This window comes from Nostoc sp. DedQUE12b (genome assembly GCF_034530835.1).
Taxonomy (GTDB): Bacteria; Cyanobacteriota; Cyanobacteriia; order Cyanobacteriales; family Nostocaceae; genus Nostoc.
Map to the genome: position 1 here is coordinate 1 of NZ_JAVRCI010000017.1, position 16,626 is coordinate 16,626.

At 43.1% G+C, this 16,626-nt stretch carries 19 protein-coding genes; 12 read left to right on the forward strand and 7 right to left on the reverse strand.

Annotation, left to right across the window (positions count from 1 at the left end):
• Positions 1-32 precede the first annotated feature (32 nt).
• Positions 33-209 carry a hypothetical protein gene (locus RMY16_RS11220; protein WP_322736423.1) on the reverse strand — a complete coding sequence of 59 codons (177 nt, stop codon included), beginning with the start codon at positions 207-209 and terminating at the stop codon, positions 33-35.
• On the opposite strand from RMY16_RS11220, the gene RMY16_RS11225 reads away from it, so the two are divergent.
• The 5 genes from RMY16_RS11225 (at position 193) to RMY16_RS11245 (ending at position 5,087) form a co-directional block, all read left to right on the forward strand.
• Complete coding sequence (locus tag RMY16_RS11225; protein WP_322736424.1) at positions 193-1,098, forward strand: sulfonate ABC transporter substrate-binding protein; 906 nt, start codon at positions 193-195, stop codon at positions 1,096-1,098. The genes RMY16_RS11220 and RMY16_RS11225 overlap by 17 nt on opposite strands.
• Positions 1,099-1,194: 96 nt before the next feature.
• Positions 1,195-2,349, forward strand: a complete 1,155-nt coding sequence (ssuD, locus tag RMY16_RS11230) for an FMNH2-dependent alkanesulfonate monooxygenase (RefSeq protein WP_322736425.1) — start codon at positions 1,195-1,197, stop codon at positions 2,347-2,349.
• Positions 2,346-3,131, forward strand: coding sequence for an aliphatic sulfonate ABC transporter permease SsuC (gene ssuC, locus RMY16_RS11235; RefSeq protein ID WP_322736426.1), 786 nt, complete (start codon positions 2,346-2,348; stop codon positions 3,129-3,131). Before ssuD ends, ssuC begins: the two co-directional genes overlap by 4 nt.
• A 133-nt stretch (positions 3,132-3,264) precedes the next feature.
• On the forward strand, positions 3,265-4,050 hold the full coding sequence (locus RMY16_RS11240) for an ATP-binding cassette domain-containing protein (protein WP_322736427.1): 786 nt from the start codon (positions 3,265-3,267) through the stop codon (positions 4,048-4,050).
• Between the two features lie 62 nt (positions 4,051-4,112).
• Positions 4,113-5,087, forward strand: coding sequence for a polyphosphate kinase 2 family protein (locus RMY16_RS11245; protein ID WP_322736428.1), 975 nt, complete (start codon positions 4,113-4,115; stop codon positions 5,085-5,087).
• Positions 5,088-5,146: 59 nt separating this feature from the next.
• Here RMY16_RS11245 and RMY16_RS11250 read toward each other — a convergent pair whose 3' ends face one another.
• Positions 5,147-5,296, reverse strand: coding sequence for a hypothetical protein (locus tag RMY16_RS11250; RefSeq protein WP_322736429.1), 150 nt, complete (start codon positions 5,294-5,296; stop codon positions 5,147-5,149).
• Positions 5,297-5,398: 102 nt separating this feature from the next.
• Positions 5,399-6,301: an NAD(P)-dependent oxidoreductase gene (locus RMY16_RS11255; protein ID WP_322736430.1), complete on the reverse strand. Its 903-nt coding sequence runs from the start codon at positions 6,299-6,301 to the stop codon at positions 5,399-5,401.
• Positions 6,302-6,454: 153 nt separating this feature from the next.
• Between RMY16_RS11255 and RMY16_RS11260 the strand changes: the two genes are divergently transcribed.
• From RMY16_RS11260 to RMY16_RS11280, 6 genes are all read left to right on the forward strand, one after another.
• Positions 6,455-6,901 carry a hypothetical protein gene (locus tag RMY16_RS11260; RefSeq protein WP_322736431.1) on the forward strand — a complete coding sequence of 149 codons (447 nt, stop codon included), beginning with the start codon at positions 6,455-6,457 and terminating at the stop codon, positions 6,899-6,901.
• A complete protein-coding gene (locus tag RMY16_RS33015; RefSeq protein ID WP_416211661.1) occupies positions 6,898-7,266 on the forward strand; it encodes a GNAT family N-acetyltransferase in 369 nt (122 codons plus the stop codon). Before RMY16_RS11260 ends, RMY16_RS33015 begins: the two co-directional genes overlap by 4 nt.
• 36 nt (positions 7,267-7,302) lie before the next feature.
• Entirely contained in the window at positions 7,303-7,533 is a 231-nt protein-coding gene (locus RMY16_RS33020) for a GNAT family N-acetyltransferase (RefSeq protein WP_416211662.1), read from the forward strand.
• 76 nt (positions 7,534-7,609) lie between these two features.
• Positions 7,610-8,146 (forward strand): orotate phosphoribosyltransferase, encoded by a 537-nt coding sequence (pyrE, locus tag RMY16_RS11270; protein ID WP_322736432.1) that lies wholly within the window; start codon positions 7,610-7,612, stop codon positions 8,144-8,146.
• 48 nt (positions 8,147-8,194) lie between these two features.
• Positions 8,195-8,869, forward strand: a complete 675-nt coding sequence (locus tag RMY16_RS11275; RefSeq protein WP_322736433.1) for an O-methyltransferase — start codon at positions 8,195-8,197, stop codon at positions 8,867-8,869.
• A gap of 60 nt (positions 8,870-8,929) precedes the next feature.
• Positions 8,930-10,375, forward strand: a complete 1,446-nt coding sequence (locus RMY16_RS11280) for an amidase (RefSeq protein WP_322736434.1) — start codon at positions 8,930-8,932, stop codon at positions 10,373-10,375.
• A 223-nt stretch (positions 10,376-10,598) separates the two neighbouring features.
• On the opposite strand, the gene RMY16_RS11285 is transcribed toward RMY16_RS11280, so the two are convergent.
• From RMY16_RS11285 to rpiA, 3 genes are all read right to left on the reverse strand, one after another.
• Complete coding sequence (locus RMY16_RS11285; protein WP_322736435.1) at positions 10,599-11,633, reverse strand: aliphatic sulfonate ABC transporter substrate-binding protein; 1,035 nt, start codon at positions 11,631-11,633, stop codon at positions 10,599-10,601.
• Positions 11,634-11,919: 286 nt separating this feature from the next.
• Positions 11,920-13,257 (reverse strand): LLM class flavin-dependent oxidoreductase, encoded by a 1,338-nt coding sequence (locus tag RMY16_RS11290; protein ID WP_322668430.1) that lies wholly within the window; start codon positions 13,255-13,257, stop codon positions 11,920-11,922.
• Between the two features lie 114 nt (positions 13,258-13,371).
• On the reverse strand, positions 13,372-14,079 hold the full coding sequence (gene rpiA / locus RMY16_RS11295; RefSeq protein WP_322668431.1) for a ribose-5-phosphate isomerase RpiA: 708 nt from the start codon (positions 14,077-14,079) through the stop codon (positions 13,372-13,374).
• Between the two features lie 248 nt (positions 14,080-14,327).
• On the opposite strand from rpiA, the gene RMY16_RS11300 reads away from it, so the two are divergent.
• The gene (locus tag RMY16_RS11300) at positions 14,328-15,002 is read left to right on the forward strand and encodes an S-layer homology domain-containing protein (protein WP_322736489.1); all 675 of its coding nucleotides are present in this window, start codon (positions 14,328-14,330) and stop codon (positions 15,000-15,002) included.
• A gap of 30 nt (positions 15,003-15,032) precedes the next feature.
• Here RMY16_RS11300 and RMY16_RS11305 read toward each other — a convergent pair whose 3' ends face one another.
• A complete protein-coding gene (locus RMY16_RS11305) occupies positions 15,033-16,352 on the reverse strand; it encodes a hypothetical protein (RefSeq protein ID WP_322736436.1) in 1,320 nt (439 codons plus the stop codon).
• Positions 16,353-16,626: the final 274 nt, after the last annotated feature.

The window sequence follows — 16,626 nt, forward strand, 5'->3', positions numbered from 1 at the left end:
TTATTTTAAATTGAGGGCGAAATGTTTCTAAATCAGAAGATTTTTTCTGCGCTTGTATTAAAAGGGCAGAAAATTATAGGTTTATTCAAAAAGCATTCAAGCAAAACATTTACCTTTTTATTTGCTGTTAGTCTCAGTTTGAGTTTGATAATTTCTGCTTGCTCTCCAAATCTTTCGGTAATTTCTGCATCTATGCCATCATTTAGCATAGGTCAAGATCCAGAAAAGGTAGTTCGTATTGGTCATCAGAAGTTTGGCTCTCTCAGTCTTTTAAGGGCAAAGGGAGATTTGGAGAAAAACTTAAAATCAATGGGTTTATCGGTGCGATGGAATCAATTTTCAGCTGGGCCACAACTATTAGAAGCTTTAAATGCTGGTCGGCTTGACTTTGGTCATGCAGGAGAAACGCCTCCCATATCTGCTCAAGCAGCTGGCGCACCTCTGCTTTATGTTGCCAGTTCACCTCCTAATCCCAAAGGTGAAGCAATTCTAGTGCCAAAAAATTCTCCAATTCGCAATCTTGCTGATTTAAAAGGCAAAAAAATAGCCTTAAATAAAGGCTCAAATGTCCATTATTTAGTTGTACAGGCATTGGCAAAAGCTAATTTGAAATATACCGATATTGAACCAGTGTTTATTCCTCCAGCTGATGCTAGAGCAGCATTTGAACAAAAAAAGGTTGATGCCTGGGCGATTTGGGACCCATACTTTGCTGCTGCTGAACAAGCTACAGGGGCGCGAATACTTACAGATGCTACAAATATAGTCGAAAATCGGGAGTTCCTTTTTGCTTCTCAAACCTTTGCCCAGAAGCATCCTGACCGCCTGAAAATCGTTTTAGAGGAAATCAAAAAAGTAGATGAATGGGCAAAACCTAGACCAAAAGAAGTTGCACAAATACTCTCACCTTTAATTGGAATTGATGCAGGTGTTTTAGAGCAGGTAGCAAAAAGAAGAGCTTATGGCTTAGAACTTATTACCCAGGAAGTTGTTGCTTATCAACAAAGGCTTGCTGATACTTTTTATGGTCTGAAATTGGTTCCTAAAAAAATTGATGTCAGTCAAGTAGCTATGGTGTCCGATCGCAAGCCTAATTAAAACTGTTTACAAGCTACATAAGCGATGGGCTAGGCTCCGCCGTAGGCGATCGCATTCTTACAGTTATAGCTAAAACACTCAAGGAGTTGAGTATCAATGGAACTATTTTGGTTTATTCCAACCTACAGTGATGGGCGCTATCTCGGAACAGCAACAGGAGGGCGTGCTGCTACCTATCCATACTTGCGTCAAATTGCTCAAGCTGTGGATCATCTAGGCTACACGGGTGCTTTACTTCCCACAGGACGCTCATGTGAAGACGCTTGGATTATCGCATCATCCTTAATATCAGTAACTCAACAGATGCGTTTTTTAGTGGCGATTCGCCCTGGTTTGTCGTCTCCTGGCATGGCAGCACGGATGGCGGCTACACTTGACCGCGTATCCAATGGACGCTTGCTGATAAACGTTGTGACGGGGGGCGATCCGGTGGAATTGGCTGGTGATGGAGTTCATCTCAACCACACAGCCCGCTATGAGTTGACAGATGAGTTTTTATCGATTTGGCGAGCAATTATGACTGGTGAAGAAGCCAACTTCAGTGGTGAATATTTCCAAATCAAAGGCGGCAAGCTACTTTTTCCTCCTGTACAAACGCCCTATCCTCCTTTATGGTTTGGCGGTTCATCACCGATCGCCCAGCAAATTGCAGCTAACCACATTGATGTGTATCTGACTTGGGGAGAACCACCGCAACAGGTAGCTGAGAAGATTAACGCAGTTCGGAAATTAGCTGCCGAACAAGGTAGAACTTTACATTTTGGGATTCGTTTGCATGTGATTGTGCGTGAAACCGAGAGCGAAGCTTGGGATGCTGCCAATGATTTAATTAAGTATGTTGATGAAGAAGCGATCGCCAAAGCTCAAAAAGTTTATGCTCGTTTAGATTCCGTTGGGCAACGCCGCATGACGCAACTGCACAGTGGCAGTCGTGAAGGATTGGAAGTCAGTCCTAATCTCTGGGCAGGAGTCGGACTGGTGCGAGGTGGCGCAGGTACAGCCTTAGTTGGAGACGCTGATACTGTCACCGCACGGATGTTGGAATACGCCGAATTGGGAATTGAAACTTTCATCCTTTCGGGATATCCGCATTTAGAAGAAGCTTATCGAGTAGCTGAATTACTTTTTCCCCGCTTACCACTTCAGATACCTACTACAGCACAACAGCAAGTATTAAGTCCTTTTGGTGAAATTGTCGCCAACCAGGATTTTCCTAAGCAACAACGTACCGCAGAAGGAGCTTCAAAATGAAAAAAAATCGATTTTATCAACTAGGGTTTCGGCAGCTAAAACCTTGGATTTTGCCGATTGTTCTAATTATTCTTTGGCAATTACTAGTGAAATCTGGCTGGCTTTCTACAAGAGTATTGCCTGCCCCTTCAGATGTAATACTTGCAGGATTTCGTTTAGCCCGTTCCGGGGAACTATGGCGAAACTTGATTATCAGTACAATCCGGGCTGTGATTGGGTTCTTGCTGGGAGGTAGTATTGGCTTTGGCTTAGGATTACTTAATGGATTGGCTCGTCCAGCAGAGGAGTATTTGGACACCTCAGTACAGATGATTCGGAATATTCCTCACTTAGCGTTAATCCCACTCGTAATTTTGTGGTTTGGCATTGGCGAAGAAGCTAAGATTTTTCTTGTGGCATTGGGAGTATTCTTTCCCATCTATCTCAATACCTTTCACGGAGTTCGCACAGTTGATCCAGAATTGATTGAAATGGCGAAATCTTATGGCTTACGCGGCTGGTCTTTATTTAAGCGAGTCATCTTCCCAGGCGCATTAGGTTCAATTATTGTTGGTCTGCGTTATGCCTTGGGAATTATGTGGCTAACCTTGATTGTTGCTGAAACTATCACACTCGACTCTGGCATTGGGTATATGGCAATGAACGCTCGTGAGTTTATGCAAACTGATGTGGTTGTCTTGAGCATTTTGCTTTATGCCTTGTTGGGCAAGTTAGCAGATGTCGCTGCCAAAGCTTTAGAAGAAAAATGGTTAAGGTGGGATTCTAACTACCAAGCTACTTAAAGTTTAGCTGGCTGTAACAAGGCAAAAGTTTGGAAGCAAAAATTTAATATCCCCTACTCATTTTTCATTCTTTGTTCATAACGGTTACTTATTATTCAAAATTCTGTTGTAGTTTTTAAAGAGGTTTGTGAAGATGGCACCCTTACAAGGCGCAGAGGTAAAAGTTATGGGTCTGACAAAGACCTATGGTAATAATCAGGTATTGCAGAGTCTCGATTTAGAGATAGCACCAGGAGAGTTTATTGCGATCGTTGGACGCAGTGGTGGCGGTAAAAGTACACTTTTACGGATGATAGCTGGGTTTGAAAGCCCTAGTGACGGTGGAGTTTTAATTGACGGGGAGCCATTGCGTGGGCGTAATCGCAACGCACGAACAATGTTTCAAAATGCTCGCCTATTACCGTGGGACAATGTTTTAAGGAATGTGGGATTAGGATTGAACAAAAAAGACTGGCAGCAAAAGGCAGAGAAGGCACTAGAGCAAGTAGGTTTAAAAGAACGAGCTAAGGATTGGCCATCTGTCCTTTCGGGAGGACAAAAGCAAAGGGTGGCACTTGCTAGGGCTTTAGTGAGAGAGCCGCGCTTACTAATGTTGGATGAACCCCTTGGTGCTTTGGATGCGATGACTCGCATTGAAATGCAGCGATTAATTGAAAAAATCTGGCAGGAACAAAAATTTTCGGCGTTCTTGATTACTCATGATGTGGATGAAGCAGTAACGTTAGCCGATCGCATCATTCTTATTGAAGATGGTCGAGTCACAATGGATCAGCGCATATCGTTACCACGTCCTCGCAAACGCAAAGACCCAGAATTCCTCACTCTGGCAGAAGAAATCTTAGAGCGCGTTATGGGTGATGAAGTAGGTCTAATTAATGGGGAAACAGAAAAAGTTCAACAGCTAGCTAGCACACACTAAGGAATGCGATCGCAACCGGAAATTGCACGATTAAATCCACCCTATCTAACTTAAAAGAACCTATGAGCCAGTCAAAGAGTTCAGCAAATAATAAGAATTCAACTGCTACCAACAACACAACATCAGCAGAATCTCGCAAGACAAAACAAGCAGCAGCAAAAATTACAACTGAGTATGCCGAGGAAATGGCACCTGAAAAAATCGTTGTAGATGAGCCACCGCCTAAACCAGACTATCCTCGCTACCGAGTTCATCCCGGACAGCCCATCACCTTGGCTAATTTCGATCCAAATGCCTCTGAGGACTATAAGAAAAAGAAGCATATCGAGGAAGAACTGGAAAAGCAGCGTCAACGGTTGCAAAATTTGCAAGAACGGTTATACGCTGAACACCAACGTAGTTTGCTAATTGTGCTGCAAGCGATGGACACCGGGGGTAAAGACGGTACTATCAAACATGTATTCGGTGGTCTTAACCCACAAGGCTGTCAGGTTTGGTCATTCAAAAAGCCCAGCGATGAAGAATTAAGCCATGATTTTCTTTGGCGCTACCACCAGAGGGCGCCACAACGGGGGATGATTAGCATCTTCAATCGCTCTCATTATGAAGATGTGTTAATTGTACGAGTCAAACAGCTAGTACCGGAGGATATTTGGCGCGATCGCTATCAATTAATCAATGAGTTTGAGCATATGCTGACACTCAATAACATTGCTGTTATCAAGTTTTTCCTTCACATTTCTAAAGACGAACAAAAGCGACGCTTGGAAAGTCGGTTACAAGACCCAGATAAGCATTGGAAGTTTTCCAGCAACGACTTAAAAGAGCGGGTACTCTGGGATGACTACCAAGCGGCATTTGAAGACATGATTAACAATTGCTCGACTGCTCATGCTCCTTGGTATGTCATACCTGCAAACAATAAGTGGTATCGTAACTTAGTAGTAGCTCGAACGATCGCAGACACTATAGAGGCAATAAACCCACAATTTCCATTAGCAGAAAAGGGTTTAGAAAATATTGTGGTTCCAGATTAAGCATGAGAGCGATTTTTTTCGGGGGAGATGGGGCAAGAATTAACCAAGGGGTTTAAATATTAATCATCCCAAAAACCTTGAAACTTGGTAGATGCAAGTTCGGTGTAACGAACAGTATGCTGAATATTTTTATGCCTCACATAACTCTGAACTGTTCGGCTATCAATAACTCGAACTCGATTCCCCAGATAATAAATAACCTGTTCCATGCCCATATACTGCGGCATGGAACAGATAAGCTCGCAATTTTTGGAGCTTGCATTTAGTGCTGATGAAACATTAATAGCGATCGCTACATAGCTAAACTAAAATCAGCCATTATCGTCTAATAGACTCGGTGCTGTTTCGTCGGAAAGAGTAGTAATGATGTCTCTCAATGGGCGATCGCGATCACACTCTTCTGGTGTCTCCTTACCCAAAGAGGTATCTTTCACCAAGCGGTAAACATCAGCTGCGCCGTAAAAAATCCGTTCAGTCAGACCTAACTCTTGAAAAGTTTCGGCAATCTCTTCCATTTCCCCTATCCAACGATGTGCTTTTGGTGTCATGGATGGAATAGAACGGGTGAGAATTGCAGCAAGTTCTGGTTGGCTACTAGATACTTCGTTCCATAGTTGCTCATCCAAGCCTAAGCGATGGGCAGCAATCAATAATTCTGTACTAATCGCTGTTAGTCCTTTGGTGAGGGCGGCGTAAGACATTTTCAATCCAGAAGCCTGACCAATTTCATCGCCAATTACTCGGATATCCAATCCATAATTTTGCAATTGTTGCAATTCATCGGCCTGTTTTCCTGACGCATAGATGCGCGTGCGACCGGGAACTCTGGGAGGTGGGCCAATGATTGAAGCATCTACAAAAGTTGCCCCAGATGATTCGATAATTTGGGCAATACGTTTTACCTTTTGGGGTGCGATCGCATTACCATCAACATAAAGAATCTGTTTACCCACATTACTTATCACCTCAGCTACAAGATTCGCTATCTCTGCTGCGGCGGCAGGGACTAAAACTGATAACACCAGATCAGATTCAATTACCAATTGTGTGAGGGAACCCACATCTTGGATATTAGCTGCGGCTGCTAATTGCCGAGTTCGTTCACTGCGATCATCTAGGGCGGCAATAGTCTTCAATCCATTTTGATTGAGAACAGATGCGATCGCCTGCCCCATGTCACCTGGACTTAAAATACCAACTGTTTGGATTTGCATGGAAAGCTTGATTGTTATCTGATATGAAGCTTTTAACTAAATACGCTGATTTTGGTGATCGAGTTATCCGAAAAATACAGTAAGTTGGTAGAGTTATCGTACTTGTCTAAATAGCAACTTATCACAAATCATTCCAAGGAAGCAAGCTACCCGATGACTCAAAAAGCAAATGTATTTCGATTTGTCCTAGCTTTCGTTGCTGGATTTGTGGCTGTGCTGGTATTTCACCAAGGCTTGCTGGCATTGCTTCATGCAATTAACTTTGCACCTCGTGCACCTTATCAAACCACTCCGACACTACCCTTTGGTATACCGCAATTTCTATCAGGTGCTTTCTGGGGAGGAGTTTGGGGTTTAATTTGGGCTACTATTACACTGCGCTGGCAAATAAATAAAAGTTATTGGTTAACTGCGCTGCTTTTTGGCGCTGTTGCACCCACATTGGTAGCTTGGTTTGTAGTTGCACCATTGAAGGGTTTACCCATAGCCGGAGGTTGGAAGCTACCAGCGATGATTACAGCTTTATTAGTTAACGGTGCTTGGGGACTAGGAACAGCTTTATTATTTAGTTGGTTTAGGAGAAAGCAAGTATTGCAGTGAAAGCAGTAATCAGACTTGTCAATGAAAACGATGTTCTACAAATGCTGGCAATTTATGAGCCAATCGTGCGGGAAACGGCAATTTCCTTTGAAGTAGAACCACCCACTCAAACAGAGTTTCAACAGCGGATTAAGAGTTATCAACAGCAGATGCCTTGGCTCGTTTGCGAAATTAATCAAGAAGTTGTAGGCTACGCCTATGCTAGACCCTACCATACCCGTACTGCTTACCAATGGTCTGTGGAATCATCTGTGTACGTCAGTGCAAATTATCGCAGAAAAGGAATTGCTAAAGCCTTATATACTTCTTTGTTTAAATTGCTGCGACTCCAAGGATTTTATAACGTTGTGGCCGCGTTGGCGTAGCCCGCCGTAGGCATCGCTTTACCCAATCAACCCAGTGTGGCTGTACATGAAGCTGTTGGGTTTTCAACTGTAGGTGTCCTACGTCGAGTTGGGTATAAATTTAGTCGGTGGCACGATGTTGGATATTGGCAATTATCTCTCCAATCAGAGCAATCTTTTTTGACTGATGGCGAATCTATAAATCCACCTCTTTATGTGTCAGAAATACAGAAATCGCCTTTGTGGGATGAAGCATTAACAAATGAACTATTGCTGCTGCGAGTTTAACTGATACAGCTTTTAAGACGTTAAATATCACGTTATTGAATTGGATAAAGCAATTTTTTTTAGCAAGGTTAAATTAATGGGAAGTTTTCTAAAACGCTCTGAAACCGAAATAGCAAAGCAAATTTATACAGTTTCACATCTAGTTGGGTCGTTTCAACTTCGCTCTGGACGAATATCAAACGAATACTTTGATAAGTATCAATTCGAGGCAGATCCAATTTTACTTAATGCTATTGTTAAGCAGATGCTTACTCTTATTCCAAGTGATATCAAAGTACTTGCAGGTCTCGAACTTGGTGGCATTTCGATAGTGACACTCTTATCTCACTACTCTGGTTTACCTACTGCTTTTGTGAGAAAAGAAGCGAAAAAATATGGAACTTCCCGATTAGCTGAAGGTGTAGAGATTAATAATCAGAAGGTGCTGATTGTAGAGGATGTAGTAACTTCTGGTGGTCAAATCATTATCTCAGCCAATCAACTGCGTCAACTTGGCGCTCAAATTGATTACGTACTCTGCGTTATCGACCGCGAGGAAGGTGCTATTGATAAACTCTTAGCGGAAGGTATTACACTGCTTTCTCTACTCAAGCGGAGTGATTTTCCTAATTAATATTTAGGTCATACAAAAAGTGCTGTTACTGTTACCGAAAGAGGAGTTATGACTCAAGAATTATGGACAGAAGTTGATCGTTACATCACTGATTTGCTTGTGCCTGCCGATCCCGTACTGGATGAGGCGCTTCAGGCTAGTGATGCAGCTGATTTACCACCACATCATGTTTCGCCGAACCAAGGTAAACTGCTCATGCTATTAGCCTTAATCCATAAGGCACGCACTATTCTGGAAATTGGTACGTTAGGTGGCTACAGCACAATCTGGCTTGCTAGGGCATTACCTACCGATGGTCGTTTAATCACCCTAGAGTCTAATCCGCAGCACGCTGAAGTTGCCCGCGAGAATATAAACCGTGCTGATCTGGCTCATCTTGTCGAGGTGCGCGTTGGCCGGGCAATAGAGACACTGCCGCAACTAGCTAACGAGGGATACAATCCATTTGACCTGATTTTCATTGACGCAGACAAGCCAAGCAACCCAGAATATTTTGCGTGGGCGTTAAAGCTTTCCCGGCGGGGCAGCCTGATTATCGCTGATAACGTTGTACGCAATGGATCTGTAATTGAGGCGAACAACGATGATCCTAGTGTTCAAGGAGTACGTCGTTTTAATGAGTTACTCGCATCTGAACCGCGTGTGAGTGCAACAGCCATCCAGACTGTGGGTAGCAAAGGCTATGACGGTTTTGCGATCGCACTTGTGACATCTGACAATTAGCAACCTTCTCCAAACTGCTTAACTAAGCCGTAGTTTCAATAAATCTATTCAAACCGAAATATGTCAGACATTGCTGATTTTTCTGCTTCTCAACTGTTATCGCTATATCACGATCGCCAGTTATCACCAGTTGCAGCAACCAAAGCTGCCCTAGAACGGATCAATACTTACAATAGCTCAGTTAACGCCTTTGCGATCGTAGATGAAAACACTGCTTTGGCTGAAGCCCAAGCCTCAGAAGTGCGTTGGTTAAATGGAAATCCCCGTGGCTTAGTGGATGGTATACCTTTTACCGTCAAGGATTTACTATTAACCAAAGGTTTACCAACGCGCCGAGGGAGTAAAGCGACAATCTCCCATCAACCTTGGGAAGAAAATGCACCTGCGGTGGCTCGTCTGCGGGAACAAGGAGCAGTTTTGTTAGGAAAAACCACAACCTCTGAATTTGGTTGGAAAGGTGTCACCGATAGTCCACTGACTGGTATCACCCGCAATCCTTGGAATACAGATTTGACTCCCGGAGGAAGTAGCGGTGGTGCTGCTGTTGCTGCTGCATTGGGCATGGGAACACTGCATCTCGCTACAGATGGTGGTGGATCATCAAGAACACCGGCTGCGTTAACAGGTGTGTTTGGTTTCAAACCGACTTTTGGACGTGTTTCTGGCTACCCATCAGCCCATACTGGATCATTGTTTCATGTTGGCGTTTTGGTTCGTACCGTCACTGATGCCGCACTCACATTAAATGTTGTCGCCCATTCTGATGTGCGTGATTGGTATGCTTTACCAAATGACAAACAAGACTATACTTCTGATTTAGACAAGGGTGTAGCCGGATTGAGAATTGCTTACAGTCACAACTTTGGCTATGCTGAGGTTGATGCAGAAGTAGCTGCTTTAGTTAAAGCCGCAGTTGATGTTTTTGCTAAACTCGGTGCGATTGTCGAAGAGGTCGATCCAGGTTTTGTAAATCCTCGCCCTATTTTTCAAACATTTTGGCAAGCTGGTGCAGCTAAGTTATTGCGTGGCTTTAGTCCAGAACAACAAGCTTTAATTGAAGAAGGTTTGCAAGCTATAGCCAAAGAAGGCGATCGCCTCACCTTAGTAGAATATCTCAGCGCCCAAGATGCTCGTGAAGCATTGGGACGTCACATGCAAATATTTCATCAAAACTATGACTTATTACTTACTCCCACCTTACCGATAGTTGCTTTTCCTGTTGGACAAAATCGGCCTCAATCATCTATTGATCATCAGCACCGAGATTGGACACCTTTTACATATCCTTTCAACCTTACACAACAACCTGCTGCATCTTTACCTTGTGGCTTCACCAAAAACGGTTTGCCTGTTGGTATACAAATTGTCGCTGCAAAATATAAAGATTTACTGGTATTGCAAGCAGCTAAAGCTTATGAAAGTGTTTTTCCTTTCATCATGCCGTTAAGAGCAAGTCATCTTGCAAAAGTCGGGGTAAAGGGGAAGGTGGGGCCCGTCTGGGGATAAGGGGTAGGGGAAAAGGGTAAAGAAACTCAAAATCCTTTCCCTTTAACATGCATCCTTTTCCCTAAGAGTGCAAAAATATATTTTTGCAAGAGACTCCATGAGCTGCGCTCACAAGGAACAATGAAAATGATCTTGGAACGATTTTGCGTTGTTTCAACCTCTATTTTCAAGGCAGGTCTAATGTATTGTCAATTTTTTCAGGCTTAATGTTCACTGCAAATGCTCAGGGCTTGATTTCTGCCGGGAGTATAGCAGCATATTCTTCAGGAGTAAGTGTTACATCCTTGACATTAATCTTTTTAGTGATGAATTTTTGCTTATAGAACAAGTCAGATATCTCTTGCTGTCCTGCTATAACCTTATCGGTAATCGGTCTAATGCCAAAACGCCGACGCTTGACTATTGTTTCTAAGGTTGGTAAATCAAGCTTGGTATCACGCCCGACAATTTCGGCAACTTCTCGCGTATTTGCTTTAGACCATTTGCCTAATTTGTGGACTTCTTCAAGGAGAATTTTTATTACTTCAGGGTTCTCTTTCACAAAGCTACGTGCAGCTATCCAATAACCTCCTTGGGTTGAAAGTCCTTTAGCATTACGAATAATCCGAACTTTTTCCGTTTTCTGAAATATAGCCAGGTGGGGGTCACCTAGCACAGCTGCATCAATGCTCTTACGCGATAATGCTGCGCGAGTTTCTGGTGCTATCAGATTGAGATGTTTGACATCTTTTAGCTCTAGTCCTCCTTCTTGTAAAGCTTTAACCACAAAGTATTGACTAGCAGTAGCTCTTTGGAAGGCAATTCCCTTACCTTTTAAATCAGCTATAGTTTTGATCGGGGAGTCTTCCCGTACTACGATCGCCGAACCTTCACCAGTACCTGGTATAGTATTAGCAAGAAGAACAAAAGGAATACCAGTGGCTTGGGCAAATATGGGTGGAGTTTCACCAACAGCACCGACATCCAAACTGCCCACATTGATTGCTTCTAAAAGCTGTGGCCCAGCTGTAAATTGCGCCCACTGCACTTGAATACCCAAGGGATTCAAGCGTTTCTCTAAAACTTGTCTACTTTTGGTGATATCCGCAGCAGTAAAATAGCCAATTCTTAACACTTTTGTCTTAATGCCACTAGGAGCTGCAACTGCTGCCTTCTCTCGTGTATCTGGTGCTTTACAACTTACTAAAGTTGTGGAGAGAGTAAATACTCCAGCTACTAATAAAATTAGAAAGTTGCGTTTTCTAGATATTGCTACCATGATGTATTACCAATTTTCTGGGGTTTAAAATACAGGCTTTAATTAAAAAACTGATTTTGGAATGATGTAAAAGTTGAAGACGGGAAATTTTTTATTTTGCGGTTAGACTCTGTTTACTAACTCTCTTATCTAAAAAATCTACTGTAAGTCAGTCGACTTACAGTAGATTGCGATTGCACGGACTTTACCACAAGCTAATTTAAAAATCAAGTAGCAAGGATGACGGTACTATTGATGCAAGTGGTAAAAAGAAAGAAACAATAGGTGTGATACTAGCGATCGCAGTTTACACCAGACTAGTTTGGAAGAAGCGATTAGCAGGGCGCGCGAGACCGAGATTTTCACGCAGCGTTGTACCCTCATACTCTTTGCGGAAAATCCCACGACGTTGGAGTTCTGGCACAACCTTGTCAACGAAATCGTTCAACCCTTCAGGAAGAAAAGGGAACATGATGTTGAAGCCATCAGAGCCTTCCTCAAACAGCCATTTTTCCATCTCATCGGCGATGGTTTGGGGTGTGCCCACAAAAGCCAACCCGCCGTAACTGCCAACGCGTTGAGCTAGTTGTCGAATAGTCAAGTTCTCACGTTGGGCTAAAGCTATTACTCTTTCTCGTGAAGAGTGACCAGCGTTAGTCAGTGGGATTTCTGGCAAGGGGCCATCGGGATCAAAACCCGAAACATCGTAGCCAAGGGCACTATTGAGGCTAGCGATCCCACTGTCATAATGTACTAGGCTGTCTAAATACACACGCTTGGCCTGTGCCTCAGCGAGGGTTTCCCCCACAACGACTAAAGCACCGGGAAGGATTTTTATGCTGTCTGGGTCACGTCCGATCGACTGCGCCCGTCCTTTGATGTCTGCAAATAAAGCTTTGCCGGCTTCCAAATTACCAGCAGGTGCAAACACAGCCTCGGCGGTTTCGGCAGCTAATTGCCGTCCGGCTTCGGATGCACCTGCCTGAACGATTACCGGCCAGCCTTGGACAGGTCTGGCAATGTTCAATGGCCCTCGCACCGAGAGATATTTTCCCTGATGATTCAGAACGTGAAGCTTTTCGGGGTCGAAATAAATCCCTGCTTCTACGTCCCGAATAAACGCATCGTCAGCAAAGGAATCCCAAAGACCCGTGACAACATCATAAAATTCTCTAGCCCGCCGATAGCGTTCATCATGCTCTATCTCTTCTTCTAATCCAAAGTTGAGCGCTGCGTCTGGATTGGCTGTGGTGACGATGTTCCAGCCAGCGCGACCGCCACTAATATGGTCGAGAGACGCGAAGCGACGAGCGATGTGGTAAGGCTGGTCGTATGTTGTGGAAGCAGTGGCTACCAGCCCAATATGTTCGGTGACACTGGCGAGGGCAGAAAGTAGGGTGAAAGGTTCAAAGGATGTGACAGTATGGCTGCGCTTCAGTGCGTTGATTGGCATATTCAGCACCGCTAAGTGGTCAGCCATGAAGAATGCGTCAAACTTGCCTTGCTCTAGTTTCTGGATGAATTGTTTTAATGCCGGGAAATTGAAATTAGCGTCAGGCAAAGCGCCAGGATAGCGCCAAGCGCCTGTATGTATGCTTACCGGGCGCATGAAAGCACCTAGTTTTAATTGCTTCGATTTGCTCATTAGTCCTCCGTATCAAGTTTAAAATTAACTTGAACCGTATTGAATTAATTGCACCAGATGTTTATTGCTTAATTTTGGATTTTAGATGTCTCTAAAATCCAAAATCTAAAATTATTACAGTTGCCGCACTAATGGCTGACCATCTTTGACTTCACCAATTAAAACTAAATCGACACAGTTAACAAAGATGCCATTTTCCAGAACGCCAGGAATGTTATTCAATGTCTTTTCTAGGCTGACTGGATCTTCAATAGAGTCAAATCTGACATCTAAGACAAAGTTCCCTTGGTCAGTGATTACTGGCCCAGCTTTTTTTACACCCATACGGAGTTCTGGTTTGCCACCGAGTTTTTTGATGGCATTGGTAACAGGAGTAATTGCCATTGGAATCACTTCCACAGGCACAGCGAAACTAGAACCTAAGCGGTCTACTAACTTGCCACTGTCTACTACGACGATGAACTGTTCTGCTAGGTAGTCTACGACTTTTTCGCGGGTATGTGCTGCACCACCGCCTTTAATCAAATTCTTCTGCGGATCGACTTCATCTGCGCCATCAATGGCAATATCAATGTGGTCAATAGCATCTAAGGTGGCGAGAGGGACACCATACTGCTTCGCCAGCACTTCTGACTGAAAGGAGGTAGGTATACCAATGATATCTTTGAGTTCACCAGACTTGAGGCGATCGCCCAAAAACTGAATCGTATATGCTGTAGTTGACCCCGTACCCAACCCGACAATGGAACCCGACTTTACTAGGGCGGCGGCGGCTTTGCCAACTTCTTGCTTCATCAACTTTACGGGATCTGCTGCTGTCATTCCCAAAACTCCTGAAAAACTGACTATAGTCCATAGTAGTGGGCGGATAACGCCAAAACATCAAAGGTAAAAAACAAGTTTTTGCTGATTTCTACTCTCTTGATGATGGAAACCAGCTAACGCACTACCTAGCGGGAGCAACATTGCCTAGCCCAAATCCGTCATTAATTAACTGAGATTAAATTTTGCGTTAACCTCAATAACGTAGTTTTTTTAATTCACGTTAGTAGTTAAAAGTGCTTATCATGATGCGTCAGCTTTCAATTACTCTCTCTTTAATGGCACTCCTGCATAGCTTGCCAGCAATTGCTCAAGTACCAGAATCTACTTCTGAAATACCAGCTGATTCCATTCAACAGGTAACTGCTGTCAAATGGATGACAAACTTTCCCGATGGTAAATTTTATCCAGAAAGGTTATTGAGTCGGGCAGAATTAGCTTCGATTATGGTAAAAGCATTTCGCCTAGATAAAAGAGAAGCTGTTACCAAAGAAAATTTAACTATTCCAGATGTTCCTCGTTCTTATTGGGCATTTAATGATATACAGACAGTTCTAAAAACTGACATTATGAAAGGCTATCGAGGCAATGAATTCTTCCCTAATCAAAAGGTAACAAGGGCAGAAGCGCTGGCTATTTTCGCTCAGGCTTATGGTGTATTTCAATTTCCTGATGCCGCTGTGAATGAGATTCTGGCTTCACATCCAGATGAAAAGTCTATCCCAACTTGGGCTAGAAAAGCGATCGCTACAGTGGCTACTGAGGGATTTCTAAATACAGATCCTCAAGGCAATATTTCTCCATTAAAACCCGTAACCCGTGGGGATATGGCTTATGTATTGAGTAAATATTTGCAACGACAACAGCAACAACCCGAAACACCAGAAGTTCCGATAATTCCAAATAGCCCACAATCTCCTTAGCTAGACTTTATCAAGCCAACGTACTCAAAATCAGTTTTGGCCAGGATTCCTATACTTGTCTCGAAGTTGACGAAGATATACGGAATTAGACTGTGTTGGTTGCTGCAACACATTATTCCCATAATTAGTTTGTGGTAGTTGGGTCGGTTGCTGCAAGCCATAATTCCCATAATTAGTTTGTGGTAGCTGGGTCGGTTGCTGCAAGCCATAATTCCCATAATTAGTTTGTGGTAGTTGGGTCGGTTGCTGCAAGCCATAATTCCCATAATTAGTTTGTGGCAGTTGGGTCGGTTGCTGCAAGCCATAATTCCCATACCCTACAGGGTTTGTGGGTGTGACAACACTTTGACTTGGACTCTGGCTAGAGTAAGGTACAGTATTACTTGGTGCTGCATTAGGCACTACTTGACCGTTATTTAAATTAGTGTAGGTATTGTAGGGATTTTGCGGTAAGTTCGTACCCGTAGTTAACCCATTATTAGGAACTACTTGACCGTTATTTAAATTAGTGTAGGGATTTTGTGTTAAGTTCCTACCCGTTGACGTGTTGCCTGTCCCAGCAGTTACTCCAGTGTTTGGTAGAGAATTCTGACTGGTTAAGCTATTGATGGGTGGCATTAAGGTTGTTCCTGGAGTGGAGACTTGCCCTAAAGCATTTGTCTGAGTTGCAGTGTTACTACTGAAGCTAGACAATTTCTGGTTTGTCGATTGATTAAGCGCTGCTTGCAAAGGGTTGATAGAGAGAGAATTTTGATTCTTATTAGTTTGATTAGTGAATCCAACACCCAGGCTAGAAGATGTTTGGTCTGCCCCTGTTGGTTCAGACACCGTATTAAAGGTTTTAAGACCTAGAAACGGGTTACTACTATCAACTGTTCCAGTACGCAATAAATTGTCTGCTTGTTGGACAAAGGGATTTTTCGCGGTTGGGGAGGTGTCGCCGTTAACACCTAAACCAGGATTTAATTTGGTATTATTAGCAGACTTTTGTTTGTTAATTACATCATCTAATGAGCCTTTGGTCTTTTTTGCGTCAGTCTTTTCTTCAGGCGCATTTGCGTTTAATGAGAGAGTTGCTTGCTCAAAGTCATTAAATAAAACCGGTAGGTTATCAATATCTGCTGCAATAGCTTTGTTTTCTTCAGACAGGGAGGAATCAGCAGACTTTTGTAAAACGACTGGTTTTTTTTGCTTATAAACGAAAATATCTGGGTTTGACCAGTATTCCCAGGTTGCTAGCCCAACTACAGATAAAAAAATCGCAGTTCCCCAAAAACCAGGTCGCCCTAGATTCCATAACCTGGCTTTGAGATAGCGTAAGTAGGCGGGAGGATAATGACGATGTGGCATGGGATTTGGTTGGTAAGTGAGATTTACTATAAATTGGTAGAATTTGACAGAAGAGGCATTACTGTTTGATGCTTTTATTGCCTGGGAAGGAAACGTCTCAACTAAAGTTCGATTGTGATTTCATCGTAACTTCTCAAGAAATTATTAGTCATTAGTAAGTCAAAAATTAACTAATGACTATTTTAAACTAAACGGTTTAGTCTAAAAAGTAATTTATTTTGAGTATTTTAGCTGCGATCGCGCCAGTTTCCATTTTTGTTATCTTGATTTTCTA

Excerpts from the sequence above, each read along its gene's own strand:
- RMY16_RS11220 (WP_322736423.1), bottom strand. The coding sequence starts at position 209 with ATGCTAAATGATGGCATAGATGCAGAAATTACCGAAAGATTTGGAGAG.
- RMY16_RS11300 (WP_322736489.1), top strand. The coding sequence starts at position 14,328 with ATGCGTCAGCTTTCAATTACTCTCTCTTTAATGGCACTCCTGCATAGC.
- pyrE (WP_322736432.1), top strand. The coding sequence starts at position 7,610 with ATGGGAAGTTTTCTAAAACGCTCTGAAACCGAAATAGCAAAGCAAATT.
- RMY16_RS11275 (WP_322736433.1), top strand. The coding sequence starts at position 8,195 with ATGACTCAAGAATTATGGACAGAAGTTGATCGTTACATCACTGATTTG.
- RMY16_RS11250 (WP_322736429.1), bottom strand. The coding sequence starts at position 5,296 with ATGGAACAGGTTATTTATTATCTGGGGAATCGAGTTCGAGTTATTGAT.
- RMY16_RS11260 (WP_322736431.1), top strand. The coding sequence starts at position 6,455 with ATGACTCAAAAAGCAAATGTATTTCGATTTGTCCTAGCTTTCGTTGCT.
- RMY16_RS11245 (WP_322736428.1), top strand. The coding sequence starts at position 4,113 with ATGAGCCAGTCAAAGAGTTCAGCAAATAATAAGAATTCAACTGCTACC.
- RMY16_RS11280 (WP_322736434.1), top strand. The coding sequence starts at position 8,930 with ATGTCAGACATTGCTGATTTTTCTGCTTCTCAACTGTTATCGCTATAT.
- RMY16_RS11255 (WP_322736430.1), bottom strand. The coding sequence starts at position 6,301 with ATGCAAATCCAAACAGTTGGTATTTTAAGTCCAGGTGACATGGGGCAG.
- RMY16_RS11290 (WP_322668430.1), bottom strand. The coding sequence starts at position 13,257 with ATGAGCAAATCGAAGCAATTAAAACTAGGTGCTTTCATGCGCCCGGTA.
- rpiA (WP_322668431.1), bottom strand. The coding sequence starts at position 14,079 with ATGACAGCAGCAGATCCCGTAAAGTTGATGAAGCAAGAAGTTGGCAAA.
- RMY16_RS11305 (WP_322736436.1), bottom strand. The coding sequence starts at position 16,352 with ATGCCACATCGTCATTATCCTCCCGCCTACTTACGCTATCTCAAAGCC.
- RMY16_RS11240 (WP_322736427.1), top strand. The coding sequence starts at position 3,265 with ATGGCACCCTTACAAGGCGCAGAGGTAAAAGTTATGGGTCTGACAAAG.
- RMY16_RS11285 (WP_322736435.1), bottom strand. The coding sequence starts at position 11,633 with ATGGTAGCAATATCTAGAAAACGCAACTTTCTAATTTTATTAGTAGCT.
- ssuC (WP_322736426.1), top strand. The coding sequence starts at position 2,346 with ATGAAAAAAAATCGATTTTATCAACTAGGGTTTCGGCAGCTAAAACCT.
- RMY16_RS11225 (WP_322736424.1), top strand. The coding sequence starts at position 193 with ATGCCATCATTTAGCATAGGTCAAGATCCAGAAAAGGTAGTTCGTATT.
- ssuD (WP_322736425.1), top strand. The coding sequence starts at position 1,195 with ATGGAACTATTTTGGTTTATTCCAACCTACAGTGATGGGCGCTATCTC.